The 21336-nt window shown below is 66.9% G+C and carries 19 protein-coding genes; 14 read left to right on the top strand and 5 right to left on the bottom strand.

Translation table 11 applies throughout. From position 1 onward, the window contains the following. The first annotated feature begins 102 nt into the window (after positions 1-102). The 5 genes from EV646_RS23430 to EV646_RS23410 all read left to right on the top strand — a co-directional run bounded on the left by EV646_RS23430 (position 103) and on the right by EV646_RS23410 (position 5585). Entirely contained in the window at positions 103-1134 is a 1032-nt protein-coding gene (locus tag EV646_RS23430) for an ABC transporter ATP-binding protein (RefSeq protein ID WP_132152011.1), read from the top strand. Continuing rightward, a complete protein-coding gene (locus EV646_RS23425; protein ID WP_132152009.1) occupies positions 1131-2111 on the top strand; it encodes an ABC transporter permease in 981 nt (326 codons plus the stop codon). Before EV646_RS23430 ends, EV646_RS23425 begins: the two co-directional genes overlap by 4 nt. Next, on the top strand, positions 2111-3145 hold the full coding sequence (locus EV646_RS23420; protein WP_132152007.1) for an ABC transporter permease: 1035 nt from the start codon (positions 2111-2113) through the stop codon (positions 3143-3145). Before EV646_RS23425 ends, EV646_RS23420 begins: the two co-directional genes overlap by 1 nt. Next, positions 3142-4143 carry an ABC transporter ATP-binding protein gene (locus EV646_RS23415; protein ID WP_132152005.1) on the top strand — a complete coding sequence of 334 codons (1002 nt, stop codon included), beginning with the start codon at positions 3142-3144 and terminating at the stop codon, positions 4141-4143. The genes EV646_RS23420 and EV646_RS23415 overlap by 4 nt, the downstream gene beginning before the upstream one ends. A 74-nt stretch (positions 4144-4217) precedes the next feature. Further along, positions 4218-5585, top strand: coding sequence for a GH1 family beta-glucosidase (locus EV646_RS23410; RefSeq protein ID WP_132152004.1), 1368 nt, complete (start codon positions 4218-4220; stop codon positions 5583-5585). 114 nt (positions 5586-5699) lie between these two features. On the opposite strand, the gene EV646_RS23405 is transcribed toward EV646_RS23410, so the two are convergent. Both EV646_RS23405 and EV646_RS23400 read right to left on the bottom strand, forming a co-directional pair. Then, a complete protein-coding gene (locus EV646_RS23405; protein ID WP_158291006.1) occupies positions 5700-5990 on the bottom strand; it encodes an AzlD domain-containing protein in 291 nt (96 codons plus the stop codon). Positions 5991-5995: 5 nt separating this feature from the next. Then, positions 5996-6760 carry an AzlC family ABC transporter permease gene (locus EV646_RS23400; RefSeq protein ID WP_158291005.1) on the bottom strand — a complete coding sequence of 255 codons (765 nt, stop codon included), beginning with the start codon at positions 6758-6760 and terminating at the stop codon, positions 5996-5998. A 66-nt stretch (positions 6761-6826) separates the two neighbouring features. Between EV646_RS23400 and EV646_RS23395 the strand changes: the two genes are divergently transcribed. Further along, complete coding sequence (locus EV646_RS23395) at positions 6827-7999, top strand: NAD(P)/FAD-dependent oxidoreductase (protein ID WP_132151998.1); 1173 nt, start codon at positions 6827-6829, stop codon at positions 7997-7999. A gap of 35 nt (positions 8000-8034) precedes the next feature. After that, entirely contained in the window at positions 8035-8604 is a 570-nt protein-coding gene (locus EV646_RS23390) for an OsmC family protein (RefSeq protein WP_132151996.1), read from the top strand. 38 nt (positions 8605-8642) lie between these two features. Here the strand turns inward: EV646_RS23390 and EV646_RS23385 are convergent, their stop codons facing one another. Next, positions 8643-10169, bottom strand: coding sequence for an alpha/beta hydrolase (locus tag EV646_RS23385; protein ID WP_158291004.1), 1527 nt, complete (start codon positions 10167-10169; stop codon positions 8643-8645). Between the two features lie 46 nt (positions 10170-10215). Between EV646_RS23385 and EV646_RS23380 the strand changes: the two genes are divergently transcribed. Then, the gene (locus EV646_RS23380) at positions 10216-10992 is read left to right on the top strand and encodes an alpha/beta fold hydrolase (RefSeq protein WP_132151992.1); all 777 of its coding nucleotides are present in this window, start codon (positions 10216-10218) and stop codon (positions 10990-10992) included. Positions 10993-11448: 456 nt separating this feature from the next. Here EV646_RS23380 and EV646_RS23375 read toward each other — a convergent pair whose 3' ends face one another. Next, positions 11449-13002: an FG-GAP-like repeat-containing protein gene (locus EV646_RS23375; RefSeq protein ID WP_132151990.1), complete on the bottom strand. Its 1554-nt coding sequence runs from the start codon at positions 13000-13002 to the stop codon at positions 11449-11451. A 109-nt stretch (positions 13003-13111) separates the two neighbouring features. Then, positions 13112-13846 (bottom strand): FadR/GntR family transcriptional regulator, encoded by a 735-nt coding sequence (locus EV646_RS23370; protein WP_132151988.1) that lies wholly within the window; start codon positions 13844-13846, stop codon positions 13112-13114. A 195-nt stretch (positions 13847-14041) separates the two neighbouring features. On the opposite strand from EV646_RS23370, the gene EV646_RS23365 reads away from it, so the two are divergent. The 6 genes from EV646_RS23365 to EV646_RS23340 all read left to right on the top strand — a co-directional run bounded on the left by EV646_RS23365 (position 14042) and on the right by EV646_RS23340 (position 21315). Continuing rightward, on the top strand, positions 14042-15379 hold the full coding sequence (locus tag EV646_RS23365) for an ABC transporter substrate-binding protein (RefSeq protein ID WP_132151986.1): 1338 nt from the start codon (positions 14042-14044) through the stop codon (positions 15377-15379). 62 nt (positions 15380-15441) lie between these two features. Then, positions 15442-16338 (top strand): carbohydrate ABC transporter permease, encoded by an 897-nt coding sequence (locus tag EV646_RS23360; protein ID WP_132151984.1) that lies wholly within the window; start codon positions 15442-15444, stop codon positions 16336-16338. Further along, entirely contained in the window at positions 16335-17258 is a 924-nt protein-coding gene (locus EV646_RS23355) for a carbohydrate ABC transporter permease (protein ID WP_132151982.1), read from the top strand. Before EV646_RS23360 ends, EV646_RS23355 begins: the two co-directional genes overlap by 4 nt. Positions 17259-17284: 26 nt before the next feature. Next, entirely contained in the window at positions 17285-19279 is a 1995-nt protein-coding gene (locus EV646_RS23350; RefSeq protein ID WP_241996274.1) for a glycoside hydrolase family 2 protein, read from the top strand. 3 nt (positions 19280-19282) lie between these two features. After that, entirely contained in the window at positions 19283-20530 is a 1248-nt protein-coding gene (locus EV646_RS23345) for a cellulase-like family protein (RefSeq protein WP_132151978.1), read from the top strand. Positions 20531-20604: 74 nt separating this feature from the next. Beyond that, on the top strand, positions 20605-21315 hold the full coding sequence (locus EV646_RS23340) for an SDR family NAD(P)-dependent oxidoreductase (RefSeq protein WP_132151976.1): 711 nt from the start codon (positions 20605-20607) through the stop codon (positions 21313-21315). The last annotated feature ends 21 nt before the right edge of the window (positions 21316-21336 follow it).

Raw genomic sequence — 21336 nt, 5'->3', positions numbered from 1 at the left:
GCCCGCGGCGCCGGGAGTCCCCCAAGCCCCCGGCGCCGCGGCGCCACCAACCACAGCCGCCTTCCACAGCCGGCGAGCGCAGCGAGCCGTGATTGGAGTTGTATGACGGTGACCGACACCGAGGTGGTCCTCGAGGCTGAGGGCCTCACCAAGCATTTCCCGGTACGACGGGGAGTCCGCGACCTGCTCAGCAAGGACCGCAAGGTGGTGCACGCGGTCGACGACATCCAGCTCACGCTGCGCCGGGGGCGGGTCACCGCGCTGGTCGGCGAATCCGGTTCCGGCAAGTCGACCGTCGCCCGGCTGCTGGCCCAGTTGTACGGGCGTACGTCGGGTGACATCCGGCTGCATGGAGATTCGGTCACCGTCCGCGGCGGCCGGCGGTTCCGCGCGTACTGCCGCCGGGTGCAGATGATCTTCCAGGATCCCTTCGCCTCGCTGAACCCGACGCACACGGTGCGGTATCACCTGACCCGCGCGCTGAAGATCCACGGTCGGGCCGGCACTTCTGCTGCCGAGCTCGAGGAGAACCTTCGGGATCTGCTGCTCCGAGTGCAGCTCACGCCGCCCGAGCGGTACCTGGACAAGTTCCCGCACGAGTTGTCTGGTGGCCAAAGGCAACGAGTATCGATCGCTCGTGCGCTCGGGGCCGACCCGGAAGCGCTGCTGGCGGACGAGCCGGTGTCGATGCTGGACGTGTCGATCCGGCTCGGCGTACTGAATCTGCTGCGCGATCTGAAGGAGCGGCTGAACCTCGCGATCCTCTACATCACGCACGACATCGCCTCCGCGCGGTACTTCGCCGACGAGACCCTGGTGATGTACGCCGGCCGGATGGTCGAGGGCGGCTCATCCGAAACCGTGACGCAGAATCCGGCTCATCCCTACACCCGCTTGCTGATCGAGAGCGCACCCGACCCCGATCGGCTCGACCGGGTGGGCGATCCTCGCGAAGCGCCCGAGGACGAGGCCGGCGGTGAGCCGCCGAGCCTGATCGCACCGCCTTCGGGCTGCCGGTTCCACCCGCGCTGCATTCACGCGATGCCAAAGTGCTCGACCGAGCTACCGCCTCGCTTCGAGCTGTCGTCAAACCAGTGGGCGGCGTGCTGGCTCTATGAGGAGGCCGCCCGGTGAAGTTCCTGCTGCAGCGGATCGCGTTCTACCTCTTCACCGCGTGGGCCGCGCTGACCATCAACTTCTTCATCCCGCGGCTGATCCCCGGCGACCCGGTGACGTCGTTGATCAACAAGTTCCAGGGCCAACTGAGCACCGACGCGATCAACTCGCTCTACGTTCTCTTCGGCCTGGACAAGAACGCTTCGCTCTGGAGCCAGTACGTCGACTACTGGGGCCAGGTCTTCCGTGGTGACCTGGGGTTATCGTTCACCTTTTTCCCGACGCCGGTGTCGGAGATCCTCAGCCAGAGCCTGCCGTGGACGATCGCCCTGGTCGGCATCACCACGTTCGCCAGCTTCATGATCGGTACGTCGCTCGGCGTCCTGGCCGGCTGGCGTCGTGGCTCCTGGCTCGACGGGTTGTTGCCGGTGACAACCTTCCTGTCGTCGATCCCGTACTTCTGGCTCGGGCTGCTGGCGATCACGCTGCTGGCCGGCCCGGGCAGCTTCTTCCCGTCATCCGGCGGGTACGAGCCGGGGTTGGTGCCGTCGTGGAACGGAGCGTTCTTTGGCAGCGCGATCCAGCACAGCTTGCTGCCGGCAATCACCATCCTGATCTCGTCGGTCAGCGGCTGGATCCTCAGCATGCGGAACATGATGGTGACCGTTGCCTCCGAGGACTACATCACCGTTGCCCATGCCAAGGGTCTGCCCGTACGCCGGGTGATGGTCAGCTACGCCGCCCGGAACGCCTTGTTGCCGAATGTCTCCGGCTTCGCCCTCTCCCTCGGCTTCATCGTCGGCGGCACGCTGCTGGTAGAGATCGTTTTCTCCTACCCCGGCATCGGCTACAACCTCTTCCAGGCGGTCGGCGCCAAGGACTACCCGCTGATGCAGGGCGTCTTCCTCGTCATCACGCTGTCGGTGCTGGTGGCCAACCTGCTCGCGGACATCGCCTATCTGCTCCTCGACCCGCGCACCCGGAAGGAAGGCTGATGTCAGCACCAGCCAGCACCATCACCGCGGTCACTCCGGAAGGTCCCGAGGTCGAGGCCACTCCGGCCAAGCGCCGCCGGCTCCGGTTCGTCGCCAACCCCAAGGCCGCGACCGGCTTGATCGTGCTCGGGTTCTTCTGCCTGATCGCGATCATCGGCCCGTGGATCGCGCCGTACGACCCGTCGGCCCGGAGCAGCGACCTGATCCAGGCACCGTCGGGCAGGCACTGGTTCGGTACGACGCACCTCGGGCAGGACATCTTCAGTCAGGTGCTCGTCGGCACCCGCGGCGTCATGTTCGTCGGCCTGCTGGCCGGGATCGTGGCGACGGCTCTGTCGGTCCTCATCGGAGTGAGCGCGGGTTTCCTGGGCGGAGCCGCGGACGAGAGTCTGTCGGCGTTGTCGAACGTCTTCCTGGTGATCCCGGCGCTGCCGTTGATCATCATCGTTGCCTCCACCATCCCTTCGGCCGGTGACCTGATGGTTGCCCTGGTCATCGGATTCACCTCGTGGGCGTGGGGTGCGCGAGTACTGCGAGCCCAGACGTTGTCGCTACGGCGTCGCGACTACGTCGAGGCCGCGCGAGCGACCGGTGAGAGCACCTGGCGAATCATCACCTTCGAGATCATGCCGAACCTCACCGCGATCATCGCCTCCGGTTTCGTCGGCACGGTGATCTTCGCGGTGATGTCCGAGATCACGCTCGCGTTCATCGGCATCTCGACCATCTCCGAGTGGAACTGGGGCACGATCCTGTTCTGGGCGCAGAGCCAGCAGGCGTTGGCCCAGGGCGCCTGGTGGTGGTTCGTTCCGGCCGGGCTTGCGATCGCGATCCTCGGGACGGCGTTATCACTGATCAACTTCGGCATCGACGAGTTCGTCAGCCCGCGGTTGCGCAGCAGCGGCCACACCCGCGTCAAGACGGTTGACGGCCGCTCGGTCCGGATGCGGGTCGGTTTCACCCCGGTTCTCGGGGCTGCAGATGTCCCCGCGACTCCCGTCGTACGTCGTCGTCGCAAGGAGGAGGCGGCATGAGAGAGCCGGTGCTGGAGATCAAGAACTTCCACGTCGACTACGGTCTCGGTGCGGACGCCGTACAGGCCGTGCGCGATGTGACCCTGACGTTGCACCGCGGTGAGGTACTTGGGCTGGCCGGCGAGAGCGGCAGCGGGAAGTCGACCCTCGCGTACGGCGTCACCCGGCTGCTCCCGCCGCCCGGAGTGATCAGCGGCGGCTCGGTCGTCTACCACTCGCCGGGCGGCTCGTACGACGTGATGACGCTGACGGACGCCGAGTTGCGGAAGTTCCGCTGGGCGGAAACCTCGATCGTGTTCCAGGGCGCGATGAACTCGCTGAACCCGGTGCACAAGATCTCCACTCAGATGCTCGATGTGATCAAAGCGCATGAGCCCGACCTCAGCCCCCAGGCCCGGACAGCGCGGGCTGCCGAGATGCTCAAGCTGGTCGGGATCTCCGCCGACCGGATGGACGCATATCCGCACCAACTCTCCGGCGGGATGCGGCAGCGGGTGATGATCGGGATGGCGCTCGTACTCCAACCGCAGATCGTCATCATGGACGAACCGACGACCGCGCTCGACGTCGTGATGCAGCGGCAGATTCTGGCCCAGTTGGTCGAATTGCGCGAACGCCTCGGCTTCTCGGTCCTCTTCATCACCCACGACCTGTCTTTGCTGGTCGAGTTCTCCGACCGCATCGCCATCATGTACGGCGGTCGCATCGTCGAGGAAGCCCGGTCGTCGGACCTCTACAAGGACTCCCTCCACCCCTACAGCGAAGGTCTCCTGAAGTCCTTCCCCGCCCTGCGTGGTCCCCGCCGCGAACTGTCCGGCATCCCCGGCTCACCCCCAGACCTCCGCGGCATGCCCACCGGCTGCTCCTTCCACCCCCGCTGCCCCCACGCCTTCGACCGCTGCTCGACGGACATCCCGTTGCTGGCCACCCCGTCCTCCCGCAACGACCCCACCCGCTCAGTAGCCTGCTGGCTCCCCGGCCGCACCCCCGTCGCTTGACCCCTTGCGTCCGAAGAAGTGTGGCCCTAGCCCTCAGTTCTTCGGACGTAACGGGGCATCACTGAAGGAGCCTCATGGACATCAGCTCGCTGCCGGACGGATTTCGCTGGGGTGTGGCGACCTCGGCGTACCAGATCGAAGGTGCGGTCGACGCCGACGGGCGGACGCCGTCGATCTGGGACACCTTCTGCAAGGTGCCCGGGGCGATCGACAACGGCGACACCGGAGACGTTGCCTGCGATCACTATCGCCGGATGCCGTCGGATGTTGCCCTGATCAAGGAACTCGGCCTCGACACCTACCGGTTCTCCGTCGCCTGGCCGCGCGTACAGCCGCACGGCAAGGGCCCGGTCAACCCGGCAGGTATCGGCTTTTACGACCGCCTCGTCGATGAACTACTTGCCCACGACATCGACCCATGGGTGACCCTGTACCACTGGGATCTCCCGCAGGAGCTCGAGGACGCCGGCGGCTGGCCGCTGCGCGACACGGCGTACCGCTTCGCCGACTACGCGATGCTCGTCTTCGACGCACTCAGCGACCGCGTCGACACCTGGACCACCCTCAACGAACCGTGGTGCTCCGCCATGCTCGGTTACGCGTACGGCGCTCACGCTCCCGGGCGGCGCGAGTACCCGGCAGCAATCGCGGCGGTCCACCACCTGCTCCTCGGCCACGGACTCGCCACTCTCCGGATGCGCGAGGCGGCACCCCGCAAGATCGACATCGGCATCACCATCAACGCCGCAACGGCGTACCCGGCAAGCGACGACCCCGTCGACATCGAAGCCGCCCGTCGCGCCGACGGCATGGGCCGGCGGCTGTACCTGGACCCGATCGAGTTCGGCCGCTACCCCGCCGACGTCATCGCCGACCTGGCCTTGGAGGGTGTCGAACTCCCAGTCCTGCAAGGCGATCTGGCCGTCATCTCCACCCCGATCGATGTCCTCGGCATCAATTACTACTTCTCCCAGAAGTTCACCGGCTACACCGAAGACGGCCGCACCACCGACGACGCCGGCCTCCCCATCACCCGCACCATCCCCCTCGGCAAGCCCTGTACGGCGATGAACTGGGAGATCGTCCCCGAAGGCTTCACCGACCTCCTGCTGACCATCACCCGCGAGTACCCAGGCCTCCCCCTCGTCATCACCGAAAACGGCTCCGCCTTCCACGACGTTCCCGACGACCACGGCTACGTCAACGATCAAGACCGCATCGCCTACTTCACCACCCACCTCACCGCCGTAGCCACCGCCATCGCCCAAGGCGCCGACATCCGCGGCTACTTGGCCTGGTCCCTCCTCGACAACTTCGAATGGTCCTACGGCTACACCAAACGCTTCGGCCTCATCCGAGTCGACTACGAAACCCAGGCCCGCATCCCCAAAGCGAGCGCGCTGTACCTGCGCGACCTGGCTCAGCGGCAGCGTGGTCGGTAGTTCCGGACCGCCAGGCCATCACAATCGAACCATCCGTCCACCCGCTCCGCGCCGGGCCAGCCTCAGCTGACAATTGTGATGGCCTGGCGGTCCGGCCCCGGGCAGACGAGGCCCTCACAATCCCAAGATGAGTACAACTCCGACGCCGAGAGCACAGGCGATGGAGACGTTGCGGGTGCGGTAGGCAACTATGCCGATCGCGGCGCCGGCTGCCAGGAGTACGCCGGCATCCGCGGGCTGAGCGTCGCGAACGAGCGCGACGAGTTCCACCGCCACGATCGACGCGAGCACCGCGGGCGCCAGGTACTCCAGGCCGCTCTTCAGTCGGGCAGGCAAGCGATCAGCCGGCAGCAGCGTGATGAAAGCGATCCGCAGTACCCAGCTGACCGCTCCGAGAAGCAGCATCGCGATCATCGTCGTTCCGCCGATCCGGCCAGGACGCCCGCCACAGCTCCGCAGACGATGCCGAGCTCTGGGCTGATGAAGCCGACAACGGCCGCCACCAATCCTCCGGCCACAGCGGCTGCGACGGCCGGACGGCTGACCAACCGCGGCGCCAGCATGCCCAGGAACATGGCCGTTCCGACGAAGACCAGGTATGGCAGATCAGGCAGCGCGGGCCCCGCGAGTACGCCGACGGCGACAGCCAAAGTCCAGACGACCAGAACAAACGAACCGAGGCTGAGCCAGTAGCGCCGGAACGAACGCGCGTCGAGCGAGGGTCGTGCGTTCGACAGCAAGTAGGTCTGATCAATGATGAAATGCGGAGCCAGCCAGCGGAACCAGACCGGCTGATCACGAAACCGCTCCGACAACGACGCGCTGTACAAGAGAAGCCGCGAATTGACGATTGCTGCCGACGCGACGACGGCGACCAACCCGGCGCCCTGATGGATCAGCGTCACCGCAGTGAGCTGCGCGCTCCCGCCGTACACAAGCGGCGCGCCGGCCACGCCAGGCAGAGCGCCGAAACCGAGCGCCGAAATCGTTATCCCCAGCGTCACTCCGAACGCGACCAAACCCAGCGCGACCGAGGCGGTGTCGCGCAGCGCCAAGACTGATGGAGCCGTTCGCTCCAGAAGAGACCTCATGCCCCAAAGGTCAGCCGCCCGCTTCAAACAGGCTTGGCGAGCAGGCGGCGGAAATGTGGAGAAATCGTGGAGGTCGATCTCCACCCCACCTCCAAGCATCGACCGCAGTACCCGGCGCAGAGTCGTCGCAGGAGAAATGGGGGCGGGGACATGTACGACGTAGTAGTGGTCGGGGCACGGTGCGCAGGAGCGGCAACCGCGATGTTGCTGGCCAGGATGGGCCACGACGTCGTCATGGTCGACAAGGCGCGGCTGCCGAGCGACACGCTCTCGACGCACGGGCTCATTCGCGGCGGCGTCGTCCAGCTGTCTCGCTGGGGACTGCTCGACAAGGTCCTGGCCAGCGGCGCGCCCGCCGTCACGCACGTCAGGTTCGACCTCGAGGGTGAGCCGAAAGTACGGCGGATCAAGCCGCGCGCGGGCGTCGACAATCTGGTCGCACCACGCCGGCAGGTGCTCGACAGTCTGCTCGCGGATGCCGCAGTGGAAGCCGGAGCGGAGCTCCGGACCGGCCTGACCGCGACCGATGTGATGCGCGCCAAGGACGGCCGGATCATCGGCGTCACCGCTCGGTCAGCAGCCGGAGAGCAAATCGAGTTGCCCGCCCGAATGGTCGTCGGCGCGGACGGCCGCGGCTCCCGGATGGCGCAGTACGTCAATGCCGAGACCCTCGAGCATTTCACCTCCCCCTGCGCGGTCTTCTACACCTATGTGACCGATCTCGAACCGGACACCTACCAGTTCCACATCGCGCCTCAGACCTTTGCCGGCGTCTTCCCGACGAACGACGGCCAGGCCTGCGTCTGGCTGATCCGGCCGACTCCCCTCCTGGAGCCGATCCGTACCGCGGGTTCCGCACGCAGCGCCGCCTTCGTCGAACAACTCGAGCTCCTGGTGCCGAACCTCGGCCACCAAGTCCGAGCCGGCCGCATCACCACCCGCCTGCGCGGCGCCGCCGAGCTGCCGAACTACCGCCGCCAGGCGTACGGCCCCGGATGGGCGCTCGTCGGCGACGCCGGCTACCACCGCGATCCGATCACCGGGCACGGCATCACCGACGCGTTCCGCGATGCCGAGTTGCTGGCGACCGCGATCGATCAAGGCCTCCGTGACTCGACCACCGAGGCTGCCGCGCTGTCGTCGTACCAGGAAAGCAGGGACGAGCTGGCGCGCGAGATCTTCGGCCTGACTCGCGCGCTGACCGAGTTCCCCGCACCGAGCCGGTTCGTCGAGCTGCAGCTCCAGCTCAGCGAGGCGCTCGAGGACGAGGCCGACCGGCTGGCCTCGTTTCCCAACCTTGAAGCCATCGATCCAGCCGCTTGAGAAGCCATCCGTTCAGCATTGAGAGGACCAGAACCATGACCGCAACCGAAACCGCCAGCCGCCGCAACGGCGTCGACACCGCGACACTGTTCGCCACCCTCGATGCGGTCAAGGCGCAGCCCGAGATCGCCCGCTTCCAGTTCCGCGCCACCAACCGGTGGATCAGCGGCACCCACAACCGCGGCACGATCAACAGTTTCTACGGCGCCGGGCAGGAGAACACCCGTCCGGCCGACTTCACCTTCGACGCCGACCACCCGCCGGTACTCGTCGGCGGCGACAACGGCCCGACGCCTGCCGAGCACCTGCTGCACGCACTGGCCGCCTGCCTCACCAGCGGACTCGCGAACATCGCCGCCGCCCGGGGCATCGACCTCGAGGAGGTCACGTCGACGGTCGAAGGCGACATCAACCTGCTCGGCATCCTCGGCCTCGATCCGGAGGTGCGCAACGGGTACGAAGCGATCCGCGTGACCTTCCACGTCAAGGGCGACGCCGAGGCGGAGAGGCTGAAGGCCCTGGTCGAGCAGTCGCGCAACCGCTCCGCGGTGTACGACGTGATCACCCACGGCGTCCCGGTGTCGATCGACGTCGCGACGGCATAAATCACCTGGCCGGCCTGCCCATTGGGACAGGTCGGCCATCACTGTGTGGAGACCGCCCGGAAAACGGCTCCATCGACCTCTTCGATCACCACTCCTGAGCCGGCCAGCAAGTCGCGAACACCCGGGGTGAGCCACAACGACCCCGGCGCAGCCTGGTCGGCCAGGTCGAGTGCGACCTGTACGCCGTACGCGTCGACCTCGGCCTCATCCCGCGGTACTTCGGCAATCGCGACGCCGAGCTTGTCGACGCTGTGCAACTGGGCGAGGCCGGCACGCACCGCGGTAGCGGGCCCGTCGAACAGCACCACTGTCCGGCCGCCTGGCCCTTTGCACCGGCGTCCGCCCGCCTCGACCAAGCTCGACGTCAGCTCGCCGGCTCCCGGTCCGACCGGCGCGGTCACGGCCGCCAGCGCCAGTGGGTGTCCGGTGTGCCCCGGCAGATCGTTCACGAACCGCTCGATCGAGTCGAGGATCTGGTCCGGGTTCCCCGAGACGAAGTGGTCGGCGCCCTCGAGCAGTTCCAGCCGCGCGCCCGGGATGCGCTCAGCCAGGAAACGCGCTCCCCCGACATCGACGAGAGCGTCATCGACCCGGTGCAGCACCAGCGTCGGGATTCGCACCGCGGGCAACGCATCCCGTACGTCGACGAGCGAGTTCATGTCCATCAACGCGCGTACCGTTGAAGGCGTCGCCGACGCACGCATCCGCTGCGCCCACCACTTCTGCATTGGTACGTCGGCCGACGGGCAGCGCAACCGCATGTCGGCCTCCCAGTCCCACCGATTCACCAGGATGTCGGTGTAGGCCGCCCGCTCCTCCTGGGTCTGGGCCCAGGGATAGTCCTCCGACCAGACCCGCTTGGCGTAGCAGCCGTACAGGACCAGCCCAGCGACTCGCTCGGGATGGGCCGCCGCGCACATGATCGCCATCGGCCCGCCCTCGGAGTACCCGACGAGCACTGCTCGGCGGGACCCGACCGCGTCCATGACCGCGAGTACGTCGTGCATCCGCGTCTCGACGTCCGGCAGGCCCGACGGCCGGTCCGACATCCCGGTGCCGCGCTTGTCGAACCGGATGAGCCGGCCGAACGACCCCAGCCGATGCAGGAAATGCGCATGCCGTGGATCACCCCAGTCCAGCTCGAGATGCGACACGAAGCCCGAGATCAAAACGATGTCGAGGTCGCCGCCGCCGGTCACCTGGTACGCGATGTGGAGACCGTCGCTGACGGTGTAGCGGATCGGCTCGACGGCCCGTTTCTCGATCGGCGCGACGAAGCGGTAGCCGCGGCCGTGCAGGGTCCGGATCATCCGTTGCCTGTGGCCGTCGTCCCCGAGCGCCCGCCGTACCTGCTTGATCCGGCTGGTCACCGCGGTCTCGCTGACGAACCGGCCGCCCCAGACGCCGTCCATCAGTTCCTCTTTCGCGACCACCCGGTCACGGTGCGAGACCAGGTAGGCGAGAACATCAAACGCTTGCGGCTCCAACGGCACCGGCACCCCCGCCCGGCGAACCTCGAACAGGGCCGGGTCGAACTCCAGGTCTCCGTCGAACGCGAGCACCACATCTCGACTATGCCGTCTCCGCCCGGCGTGCGGTAGCTTGCGAATCATGTACGTGCAGCTGGGCGCGGTGAAGACCTGGTACGACGAGAAGGGCTCGGGCGAGCCGCTCGTCCTGATGCATGGCGGGCTGGTCGACGCGCGGTGGTTCGACCCGAACGTCGACGCTTTCACCCCGCACTTCCACGTGTACCTGCCGGAGCGGCGCGGTCATGGTCACACGCCGGATGTCGACGGTCCGATCAGCTATCAACTGATGGCCGACGACACGATCGCGTTCCTGGAGACCGTCGTACGCGAACCGGCCGACATCGTCGGGCACAGCGACGGCGCGTTCGTCGCGATGCTGGTGGGGATGCAGCGGCCGGAGCTGGTGAAGCGGCTGGTGCTGATCAGCGGCGGCTTCAGCAAGGCAGGCGAGGCCGTGCCGGACGCGCCGTGGGACGTCGAGGCGATCACGCAGTTCCTTGGGCCGACGTACGGCGAGGTGTCGCCCGACGGCGAGGACCACTTCCCGGTGGTGGCGGCGAAGATCGGCGAGATGGCGTCCAAGGAGCCGCACCTGGAAGCGTCCGAGCTCGGCGCGATCCAGGCGCGGACGCTGGTGATGTTCGCCGACGACGACCTGGTCACGCTGACGCACTCGGTCGAGATGTACGACGCCATCCCGAACGCCGAGTTCGCCGTCGTACCAGGCACCTCCCACTTCCTCACCCAGGAGAAGCCCGCGCTCGTGAACCAGATCGTCCTCGACTTCCTCCTCAACTCCCCGGTGCCGTTGGTCGCCCCAATCCGCCGAGCCCCAACCCCCGACCCCCAGGCCTGACCCCCGCCGACGTCGCTCCCCCGGCCCTGGCGGTGCTCTCCGCGCGCGGCGCATTTGATGGGTCCACCAGCCAAGTTGTGGGTTCCCCGTCTGCATACGGGCGGCGGACCCACAAACTGGTGGGTGAACCCATGAGATGTTGGCGGTGCGGGCGGCGCTTTCCGACAACAGGAGACTGCCCCAGGATGAACCGCGCGTCACCACCAAACGGCGCGTCGCCAAACCTCGAAGGAATCTGACGACGGGTACGCGCTTACTCCCAGTGCTGAGACGGCATCTGCCCACCAGCCCGGGGATCTGATCAAATATCCCCAGTGGTGGCCGGCAGTCCCGCGAAGCTTCCGGCCACCACCCTCAGCTCAGCGAGACAACCCTCCAGCTCAGTGGATAACCCCCAAGCTGGAGGGTTGCCCACTGAGAATCTGAGCGGGCAACCCTCCAGTTCAGCGGGCAACGTCAGCTGTTCCAGCCGGAGCCCTGGAGGGTGCGGGAGCCGAGGGCGTTCTTCTTGCCGGCGTAGAGGTACATCTTGCCGGTCGAGTTGGCGACCGCGATCAGGTCCGGGATCTTGTCGCCGTTCAGGTCGCCGACGCCGGTGAGCGAGCGCATCCCGTTCCAGCCGCTCTTGACCAGCTCGGTCCGCTTCGTACCGCCGGAGAAGCTCAGGCCCTTGTAGAGCCACAGCTTTCCGGTCTTGGTGTCGACGGCAACGAAGTCCGGCTTGCCGTCGCGGGACAGATCACCGACCGCGGTCAGCTTGGTCAGGCTGGTCCACCCGGTCCCGATCTGCTTGCGCGGCCCGAAGCCTCCTCCCTTGCCCGGGTACGCCCACAGCTTGCCGGTCGACTTCTCGATCGCGATCAGGTCCTGGTGCGAGTCGCCGATGATGTTGCCGATGCCGGTCAGATCCCGCATGCCGTTCCAGCCGGACGCGCCGACCTGCACCCGAGTCGAGCCGGACGGCGTCGGCCCCTTGAACAGCCACAGCTTGCCAGTCGACTTCTCCACCGCGACCAGGTCCGGCTTTCCGTCGCCGGTCAGGTCACCGACGGAAGCGATTTCCTTCATCGCGTTCCAGCCGGTGCTGAGCTTGACCGCGCTGCTGCCACCGGAGAACGCGCCCTTGCCGTTGTTCGTGTACCGGTACAGCGCGCCGTCCTGGCGGTCGACGGCGACCATGTCGTCACGGCCGTCGCCGCTCAGGTCACCGGAGTTCGCCAGGTCCACGTCGGAGTGCGCGGACACGTAGGACAGGCCGTACTCCTGCATCGTCTTGTTCAGCGTCGCGGCTGACAGTGTGTGCGTGCCGCCGGAGGGCTTCCACGGATCCCAGACGGTCAGCGTTTTCTTGTTCAGGTCGTAGCCGTAGATCAGGATGGCGTGACCGTAATGGCCCTTCATCCCCTTGTTCCACGGCAGCTTCTCCATCCACACGCCGATCTTCGGCGCGCGCTTCAGGATGCCGATGTCGTGCGCGGCCCAGTTCAGCAGGTTCGTCGCACTGTCGGTGGTGTTGGCGTCCCAGGTCGAGTACCCGAGCGGGTTGATGTAGCTGTTGATGACCGGGAGCGCGGTCTTGTCGTACGTCCCGGAGGTCGTCGTCTTCATCTGCTTCGCCAGCGTGCTCTGGCTGACACTGACGCCGAACGTCCCGAGGCTGACCGCGCTGGACGCCGGCACGCACCAGTAGTTGGTGCTCTGGTAGACGCCCTTGATCTTCAGCTTTCCGGTCTTGGCCAGAGTTGCCGCTGCCGACGCCGCCGGGGCCTGCTCCGCAGCCATCGCCGTCTGCTTCGGCTGGCCGGCAGTGGTTGCCGGCTGCATCGTTCCGCCGGCCTCCGCCGGGGTCGCCGCCTCGACCTCCTCGGTGCTGAGGGCAACCGATCCGTTCTCCGGCGGCGTCTCCGCGGTCGCCGTCGTATCGGCCGTCGCGACGTGTACGACGCCACCGACGACGAGCCCCAGACTCACCACTACAGCACTACCGAGCTTCAACTGCCGACGCTTCATCCAGTCCTCACCTTTGGCGGAACAACCAAACGACGTCCACCCAAACACATCCAGGGTGCAATCCCGGCGCCTGGGTGCCGAAGGCAAGAAATCCGCAGCCTGCGGGAGTTCAGGTGCCTTCTTGTTGCGTGGCGTTGGAGCGAGCGCGGTCGACGTCGAGCAAGGACTTGGCGAGCAAAGCGCTCGCGGCATCGGCCGCCCGATCCGGGTCGCGGTCGCGAATGGCGTCCAGTACGGCGGCATGCGCCGGCGTCGGGTCGTCGTCGGCTACGGCACCGTGGACCAGGGCATCCCGAGCTGCCAGGCCGGCCTCCAGGACAACCTCCATGCGGGTGAGCAGTTCGTTGTGAGTCGAGGCCAGCAGAGCCCGATGGAACGCGAGATCAGCCTCGACGGCGTTGCCACGACCCGCCGCCGCGGCGGACATGAGTTCGAGCGCATGCTCCAAGGCGGCGAGGTCGCCCTCGTCGTGGCGAAGAGCCGCCAGGCGCGCGCTCGCCGGTTCGAAGATGCCACGAACCTCGGCGAGATCGTCGAGCAGTTGGGCATCCGCCCGGCCGCCGAACTGCCAGCGGATCACATCCGGGTCGAGTAGGCGCCACTCGGCACGCGGCTGGACGAACGTACCCCGCTTCTGCCGAGCGTCGACGAGCCCCTTGGCCTTCAGCACGCGCAGGGCCTCACGAACGACGGTCTTGCTGACGTCGAGCTCGGCCTCCAGCGCGACGACGTCGATCGTCTCGCCTTCAGCCAGGTCGCCGCCCACGATGCGCCGGCCGAGCTCCTCGACCACCTCCCCGTGGATACCCCGCCCGCTGTAGCCGCCCGTCCTGGATCTGTTCATGCGCAGTCCTTACCACGCCCGGCCGGCGCAAACGACAAGACTGGTGCATCGCCGAGCACTTTACATGAATACATTTTTTATGACTATATCTTGACAGGTCCCCTCGGCCGCTGCAGGCTCGTGCAACAACACGAACTCACCGGCCGCCAACTCTCGTGCTGGTGACCACGGACTGGTGTGAGATGGGAGATCGACATGAGGCGTTGGCGTCTCGGACGCCGTGGCCGTACGGCGTTGCTGGGTGGCCTGGCACTCTTGCTGGCACTCGGCGGATGCGGCTCCGGGGATGACACAACGGACGCCGGCACGCAGCGTTCCCCGGGGCAGAAGGTCCAGCTCGTCTTCTGGTCCTGGGTACCCGGCGTAGACAAGGCGGTGGCGCTGTGGAACTCGGAGAATCCGGATGTGCAGGTCAAGCTGGAGAAGATCCCGGCCGGCAGCAGCGGTGGCTACGCCAAGATGCACGCTGCCCTGCAGGCGGGTAAGGGCGCACCGGATCTCGCGCAGGTCGAGTACCAGAACATCCCCGAGTTCCTGCTCGAGGACGGTCTGGTCGACCTGACGAAGTACGGCGTCGCGGACAGCCAGGGCAAGTTCGCCGACTGGCAGTGGCGGCAAGTGGCCTACGGCAACGGTGTGTACGCGGTCCCGCAGGCGTCCGGTCCGATGGGCTTCTTCTACCGATCCGACCTGTTCCAGAAGTGGGGCATCGCCGTACCGAAGACCTGGACGGAGTACAAGGCCGCCGCGGCGACGATCCGGCAGAAGGATCCCAAGGTCTACATCGGCACGTTCCCGCCGGGCAACTCGGCCTGGTTCACCTCGCTCGCGTGGCAGGCCGGCGCCAAGTGGTTCTCCGTCGACGGTGACACCTGGGTGGTGAACATCGACTCGCCGGAGACCCTCAAGGTGGCCGAATACTGGGACAGCCTGGTCGGCGACAAGTTGGTCGCGACCGAGCCCGACTTCGCCAACGCGTGGTACAAACACCTGCAGAACGGCCAGATCGCCGGCTGGGTCAGCGCGCAATGGGGCGACTCGATCCTGTCGGGCAACGCGCCGGACACCGCGGGCAAGTGGCGGGTGGCCCCGATGCCGCAGTGGGACGGCGCGCCGTTCGCGTCCGCCAACTGGGGCGGTTCGTCCACCGCGGTTCTCAAGGGTGCGAAGTACCCCACCGAGGCCACGAAGTTCGCCGTCTGGCTGAACTCCGACCCGAAGAGCATCGACCTGTTGATCCAGGGCGGCTACGGCTGGCCCGCGGCCAAGGACGCGTTGCAGGGATCCGCACTGGACAAGCCGTACCCGTTCTTCGGCGGCCAGAAGATCAACGACGTGTTCGCCGAGGCCGACGCCGCGATCGATCAGGACTGGGCGTGGATTCCCACTACGCCGGCCGCCTACCAGCACCTGAACGACGGATTCCAGCGGGCGATCGCCGGTCAGGGCACGTTCGTCGACGCCGTCAAGGCGGCCCAGGCCGCGACCGTCGCCGATCTCAAGGCCAAGGGCCTGAAGGTTCGCGCCGACTGACAACCACCGTCCGGCGTCTGCCCGCGGGGCGGGCGCCGGACCCGGACTCCCTGGAGCCTCACATGACGACACGGAGTACGCGGCGGCGTGCGGTCGCGGGCTTCCTGATGCCCTTCCTGTTGCTGTACGCGGCGTTCTTCATCCTGCCGATCGGCTACGCGGTCTATCAGAGCCTCCTCAAGACCGAGCGCTCCGGCCCGCTCGGCCTGGGCGGCTCGCACCGGGTGTTCGCCGGACTCTCCAACTACACCACGGCGCTGACCGACCCCGGATTCGTCGACAGCATCCTCCGGGTGCTGGGGTTCGCTCTCGTCCAGGTCCCGTTGATGATTGCGCTGGCGACGGCTCTCGCCTTGCTGCTCGACTCGGCATCGGCGTGGGGCGTGCCGCTCTTTCGCGGCGCCTATTTCCTGCCGTACGGCGTTCCGGGCGTGATCGCCTCGATCCTGTGGGGATTCCTCTACGTCCCCGGCGTGAGCCCGATCGTGGACATCCTCGGCAAGACCGGCATCCGCGCCGACTTCCTCGGGTCCGGCACTGTGCTGTGGTCGGTCGCCAACATCGTCACCTGGGAGTTCGCCGGCTACAACATGCTCGTCGTGGTCGCTCAGCTCAAGGCCATCGACACCGACCTCTACGAGGCGGCGCGCATCGACGGCGCGAACGCCTGGCAGGTGGTGCGGCACGTCAAGCTCCCGCTGATCCGGCCCGCGATCGTCCTGACCACGGTCTTCACGATCATCGGCAGCCTGCAGTTGTTCGCGGAGCCGCTCGTCCTGCGCCCGATCAGTACGGCGATCAGTACGTCGTACACGCCGAACCTGGCCGCCTACACGCAGGCCTTCGTCAACAACAACTACGGCCTGGCCGCGGCGCAGGCGGTCATTCTCGCGTTCGTCGCCTGTGTGTTCTCGTTCGGCTTCCTCCGCCTCACGGGGCAGAAGGGTGACAAGCGGTGACCACGCTCACGGACAAACCTGCCCCGGCGGTGCGACCGCCGTCGGCGCCGCGTGCCCGGCGTCGTACCAGAGCTGCACAGCAGTCCCCGCTGGGCTGGCGCATCGTCGTCGTCGGACTGCTCACGGTCGTCGCGCTCTATTTCCTGCTGCCGGTGTACTGGCTGATCGTCGCGGCGACGAAGTCGACCGGCGATCTGTTCGGCAGCTTCGGATTGTGGTTCTCCCGGCCGCAACTGTGGGAGAACCTGCGCAACGTCCTGACGTACGACGGCTCCATCTACCTGCGCTGGACCCTCAACAGCATCCTGTACGCCGGTGCCGGCGCGGCGATCGCAACACTGCTGGCCGCGATGGCCGGCTACGCCATGGCCAAGTACGAGTTCCGGAGCCGCGAACCGGTCTTCAACGTGATCCTCGCGGGCGTCCTCATCCCCGGCACAGCGCTCGCACTGCCGCTGTTCCTGCTCTTCTCCGAGCTCGGTCTGGCGAACACCTACCTCGCCGTACTGCTGCCGTCGATCGTGAACCCGTTCGGTGTGTACCTGTGCCGGATCTACGCCGCTGCCGCCGTACCCGATTCGCTGATGGAGGCGGCGCGCATTGACGGCGCCGGCGAGGCGCGCATCTTTACCTCGCTCGCGCTGCGGATCATGGCGCCGGCGCTGGTGACGATCTTCCTGTTCCAGTTCGTCGGGATCTGGAACAACTACTTCCTGCCCTTGGTGATGCTGTCGGACCCGAAGCTCTACCCGATCACCCTCGGCCTGACCTCCTGGCAGTCCTTCGCCGATCGTCAGCCGGACTTGTACCAGTTGACCGTCGGCGGCGCCTTCCTGTCCGTCATCCCGCTCATGGTCGCGATCCTCGTCCTGCAGCGCTTCTGGCGCAGCGGTCTGACCGAGGGAAGCCTCAAGGGATGACCCGCCTACCCCTGAACGGAATCTCCATGCCCACCCGAAGAACCGTCCTCAAAGCCGGCGTGCTCACGGCGGCACTGCCGAGTCTCACCCTCCCGCGCGCCTACGCCGGTACGACGCCCTCGCTGCCACCACACGGAGAACGGGAGCCCGCGGGCACGCGGATCGAGCGGATTGCCGGCACCGGCGTCCTGTTCCAGTACGACGACGTGGTGCCGTCCTTCGACGGATGGGCACACCAGGAGCCGACCAGGGCCTACCGCAGCCTCGACGGCACCTGGGCGTTCCGCTTCGATCCGGACAATGAAGGACTCCCCCGCGGATGGCACTTGCCCGGCGGCGACCTCGCCGGCTGGGATCGGATCGCCGTCCCCTCCTCCTGGGATCTGAAGGACGAGCCGGACTGGGGCAGCTATGACGGCACAGGCTTCGGCACCGGTACGGCGTTCCAGGACGGGTACGCCTGGTATCGCACCGAGCTCCGGGTGCCGGGCGCATGGGTCGGGAAGCTGGTCCGGCTGATGTTCCTTGCCGTGAACTACCGGGCGGACGTATGGGTGAACGGCCGGTTCGCCGGGGCGCACGAGGGCGGTCACACACCGTTCGCGCTGTCGGTCGGCGATGCGTTGCAGCCCGGTTCCGTCGCGGTGATAGCGGTTCGCGTCCACCGTCGCGCCGACTTCACGGACTACCGGACGGGCACCGGCCCCCTCGACGATCCGCTGGCCGTGCCGTGGAAGCCGGTCGACTACTGGCCCTACGCGGGTATCACTCGCTCGGCTTGGCTGGAAGCCGTTCCGCAGGTGACGATCGCGAAGGTGCTCGTCTCGGCCCAGGACGGCGAGTTCGAATCCCGCGTCATCGTCGCCAACCATGGCACTCGGCAGTTCAGCGGCGACCTGGTGGTGCAACCGGGTCACGGTACCGGACGAAGCGTCGTACCTGTGAACATCGCGCCTGGTGAGGTGACCGTCGTGACCACATCGCTGGAGATCGCCGGGGCGCCACCGTGGCGCGCCGACAGTCCACGGTTGCTCAGGGCAACTGTTCAGCTGCGCTCGCGGGACCGGGCCGTCGTTGACCAGCTGTCGACGACGTACGGCGTACGGTCGGTGCACGTGGACGGCACGTTGCTGAAGGTCAACGGTGAACCCCAGTTCCTGAAGGGGTTCAACTGGCACGAGGAGTCCGCCGCACATGGTCGTTCGATGACGATCAGCGAGTACGAGCACGAGCTCGGCCACGCGCTGGAGACCGGCGCGAACTTCCTGCGCAACTGCGTGTACAACCGCCATCCGTTCGTGTACGACTGGGCGGACAGGCACGGCGTGTTCGTCATGGACGACATCGACAACATGTGGCTGAACACCGACCAGGAACGCGTCCAGACCGAGCGCTACGGACTGTCCCGGGCGCTGGCCGCGACGATGGCGTGGAACCAGCACAACCGGCCGTCGGTCATCTTGTGGTGCCTGCAGAACGAGTCCGAGATCGACGCGAACGGCGCGCCCGTGTATCGCGCCTGGCTGCAGGACATGAAGGACGCGATCAGGGCGCTCGACATCCAGAACCGGCCCGTCACCTGGGCGTCGGCGACGTCCTGGGACCCGGCGTTCGACATCGCCGACGTCGTCGGCTTCAATGAGTACTTCGGCTATTTCTACGGCAAGAACGAGGACCTCGGCCCCACCATCGACGCGGTGCACCAGAACCACCCGGACAAGCCGATCATCATCACCGAGAACGGATCGTGGTCGTATCTCGGCCAGCACGGTCCGGACACCGAGCAGGGCAACGAGGAGTGGCAGGCCGCCAACTTCCGCTCGCACTGGCACCAGGTCACAGATCGCCCGGACTACGTGGCGGGCTACCTGTTCTGGGTGCTGAAGGACTACAAGGAGCGGCTGGGCTACAACGAGGAGCTCAACGGCATCTCCACCATGGGCCTGCTCGGCTTCGACTCCACCACCCGACGACTCGTGTACGACGACTTCGCCGCCGCGGCGCTCCCGGAAGGCCGATGACCGATGATTCCCGCACACCTGCCACAGCGTTTGACGATCACGCTCTGGGACTTCTCGTGGTACACCCAGACCGCAGCCGGCGAACCCTTCCACGATCTCGACGCGGCCTTCGGCCAGGCCGTCGACCGCGGCTACAACACGGTCCGGATCTGCGCCATGCCGTACCTGCTCTTCGGCGACCACGGCATCGACACCACTCGGCTGCGCATCGCCGGTATGGGCGGCTCGGTCGGCGCCCGCACCCGCTGGTACGACGTACGGGGTGGTGCCGTCATCGACGGCCGGCAACGACTGCGCGAACTCTTCGAGTCGGCGCGGCGGCATGACTGCTTCGTGATCCTGTCGTCCTGGGAGTACCAGCAGAGCCCCGCCTTCCTCGAGACCCGCGACTGGTACGACGCTCTGGTGAACGTCGCGCCCGAAGAGCGACATCGGACCATGGCCTTGGCGATGTCGGATCTCGTGCAATACCTCAAGGACTGCGACCTTGCCGATCGCATCGCGTACGCGGAGCTGCACAACGAGGTCGACCTGAGCCGGCTGCGCGACGTCGGCAGTGATCCGTACTGGGGGCAACGCGGCCACGTCTCGGAGGCCGTCGACCTGATGCGCAAGCGCCACTCCGATGTCTTGTCGACCTCCTGTTACGGCATCACGCCGTACCTCGACATGGACGCCGTTCCGGACAACGGGCAGATCGCGCATTTCCACGTCTATGTGTACGGCGTGCTCTCGGCGCTGGAGGAATGGGCAGGCGTACGGGTGCCACCGCCGGAGTTTCCGCGTCCCGCACTGCGATCCCTGTTGCGGGAGGACGCGCCGGAATTCGCCACCTACGCCACGGCGGCGGAACAGTGGCGGCTCGAAGCGACCGGCGTGTCGGCGAGCATGTTCTACAGCTACGACTGGGTCGACCCGGTCAAGTGGGATCGCTGGCTCTACGAGAACTACGGCGCATTCCGCGTCGCGATGCGACAGGCGATCGACGATCGGCTGGACGTGATCGGGCGCTGGGCGGACCGTCACGACGTTCCGGCGGTCATCGGCGAAGGGTGGATCGGCTACACGCCGCTGCTCGCCGAGTTCGAGGACGGGCCCGTCGGGCAGGGCATCGCGGAGTACGCGGTCGAGAAGTGTATCGAGCACGGGTTCTGGGGCACCGTCCTCGGCTCCAACTCGGCACCTCACCATCCCGGCTGGCGCAACGTCGAGTGGCAGCGGCGCTGGAACCAGCGTCTGCTGAACGCCTGACTGCGCGGCTTGCTCAGCAGGCTCGGATGTGCCACCGTTAATTCATAAATTATGTTTCGACTGAGGAGGCGTCGGTGCGATTGACGGGGCGGGTGATCGTGGTGACCGGGGCCGCGTCCGGGATCGGTGCTGCCTGTGTCGAGCGACTGCTGGCCGACGGCGCTTCGGTGGTGCAGGTCGACGTGCAGCCGTGTAAGGAGCTGCCGGGCCGGGCGATCGCCGTACTGGGTGATGTCACCGCGCAGGACACCTGGGCCGAGGTGCGGTCGCGCGGCCGTGACGAACTCGGACCGATCGACGGGCTCGTCAGCAACGCCTTCATCGTCGATGTCCGGCCGGCGCACGAGTTGTCACCCTCGAGCTGGCAGCGTCAGCTCGACGTGAATCTCACCGCCGCCTTCCTTGGCTTCCAGGCTCTGTACGACGACCTGAGGTCCGTCGTACTGGTGTCGTCGGTGCACGCACTGGCCGGGATCCCCGGGCATCCGGCGTACGCGGCGAGCAAGGGGGCACTGGTAGCTCTTGGGCGGCAATTGGCGGTCGAGTACGGCGGCTCGATCCGGGTGAACACAGTGCTTCCCGGGCCGGTGGACACCGCTGCGTGGGATCGCGTCAGCTCCGAAGGCAAGGAGCGCAGTGCGCAGGCGACGGCGATGGGGCGGATTGGCCGGCCGGACGAGGTGGCGCAGGTCGTTGCGTTCCTGTTGTCCGAGGAGGCGTCGTACGTGACTGGAGCCAGCGTGGTGGTCGACGGTGGTTGGTCCGCGGTGAAGGACTCGGCGTGAGATCTCGGCATGAGACGGAGA

The sequence above is a fragment of the Kribbella antiqua genome, from assembly GCF_004345665.1.
Classification (GTDB): Bacteria; Actinomycetota; Actinomycetes; order Propionibacteriales; family Kribbellaceae; genus Kribbella; species Kribbella antiqua.
Note: the sequence above shows the minus strand (reverse complement) of the source record. Positions and strands in the feature narration are given on the sequence as shown.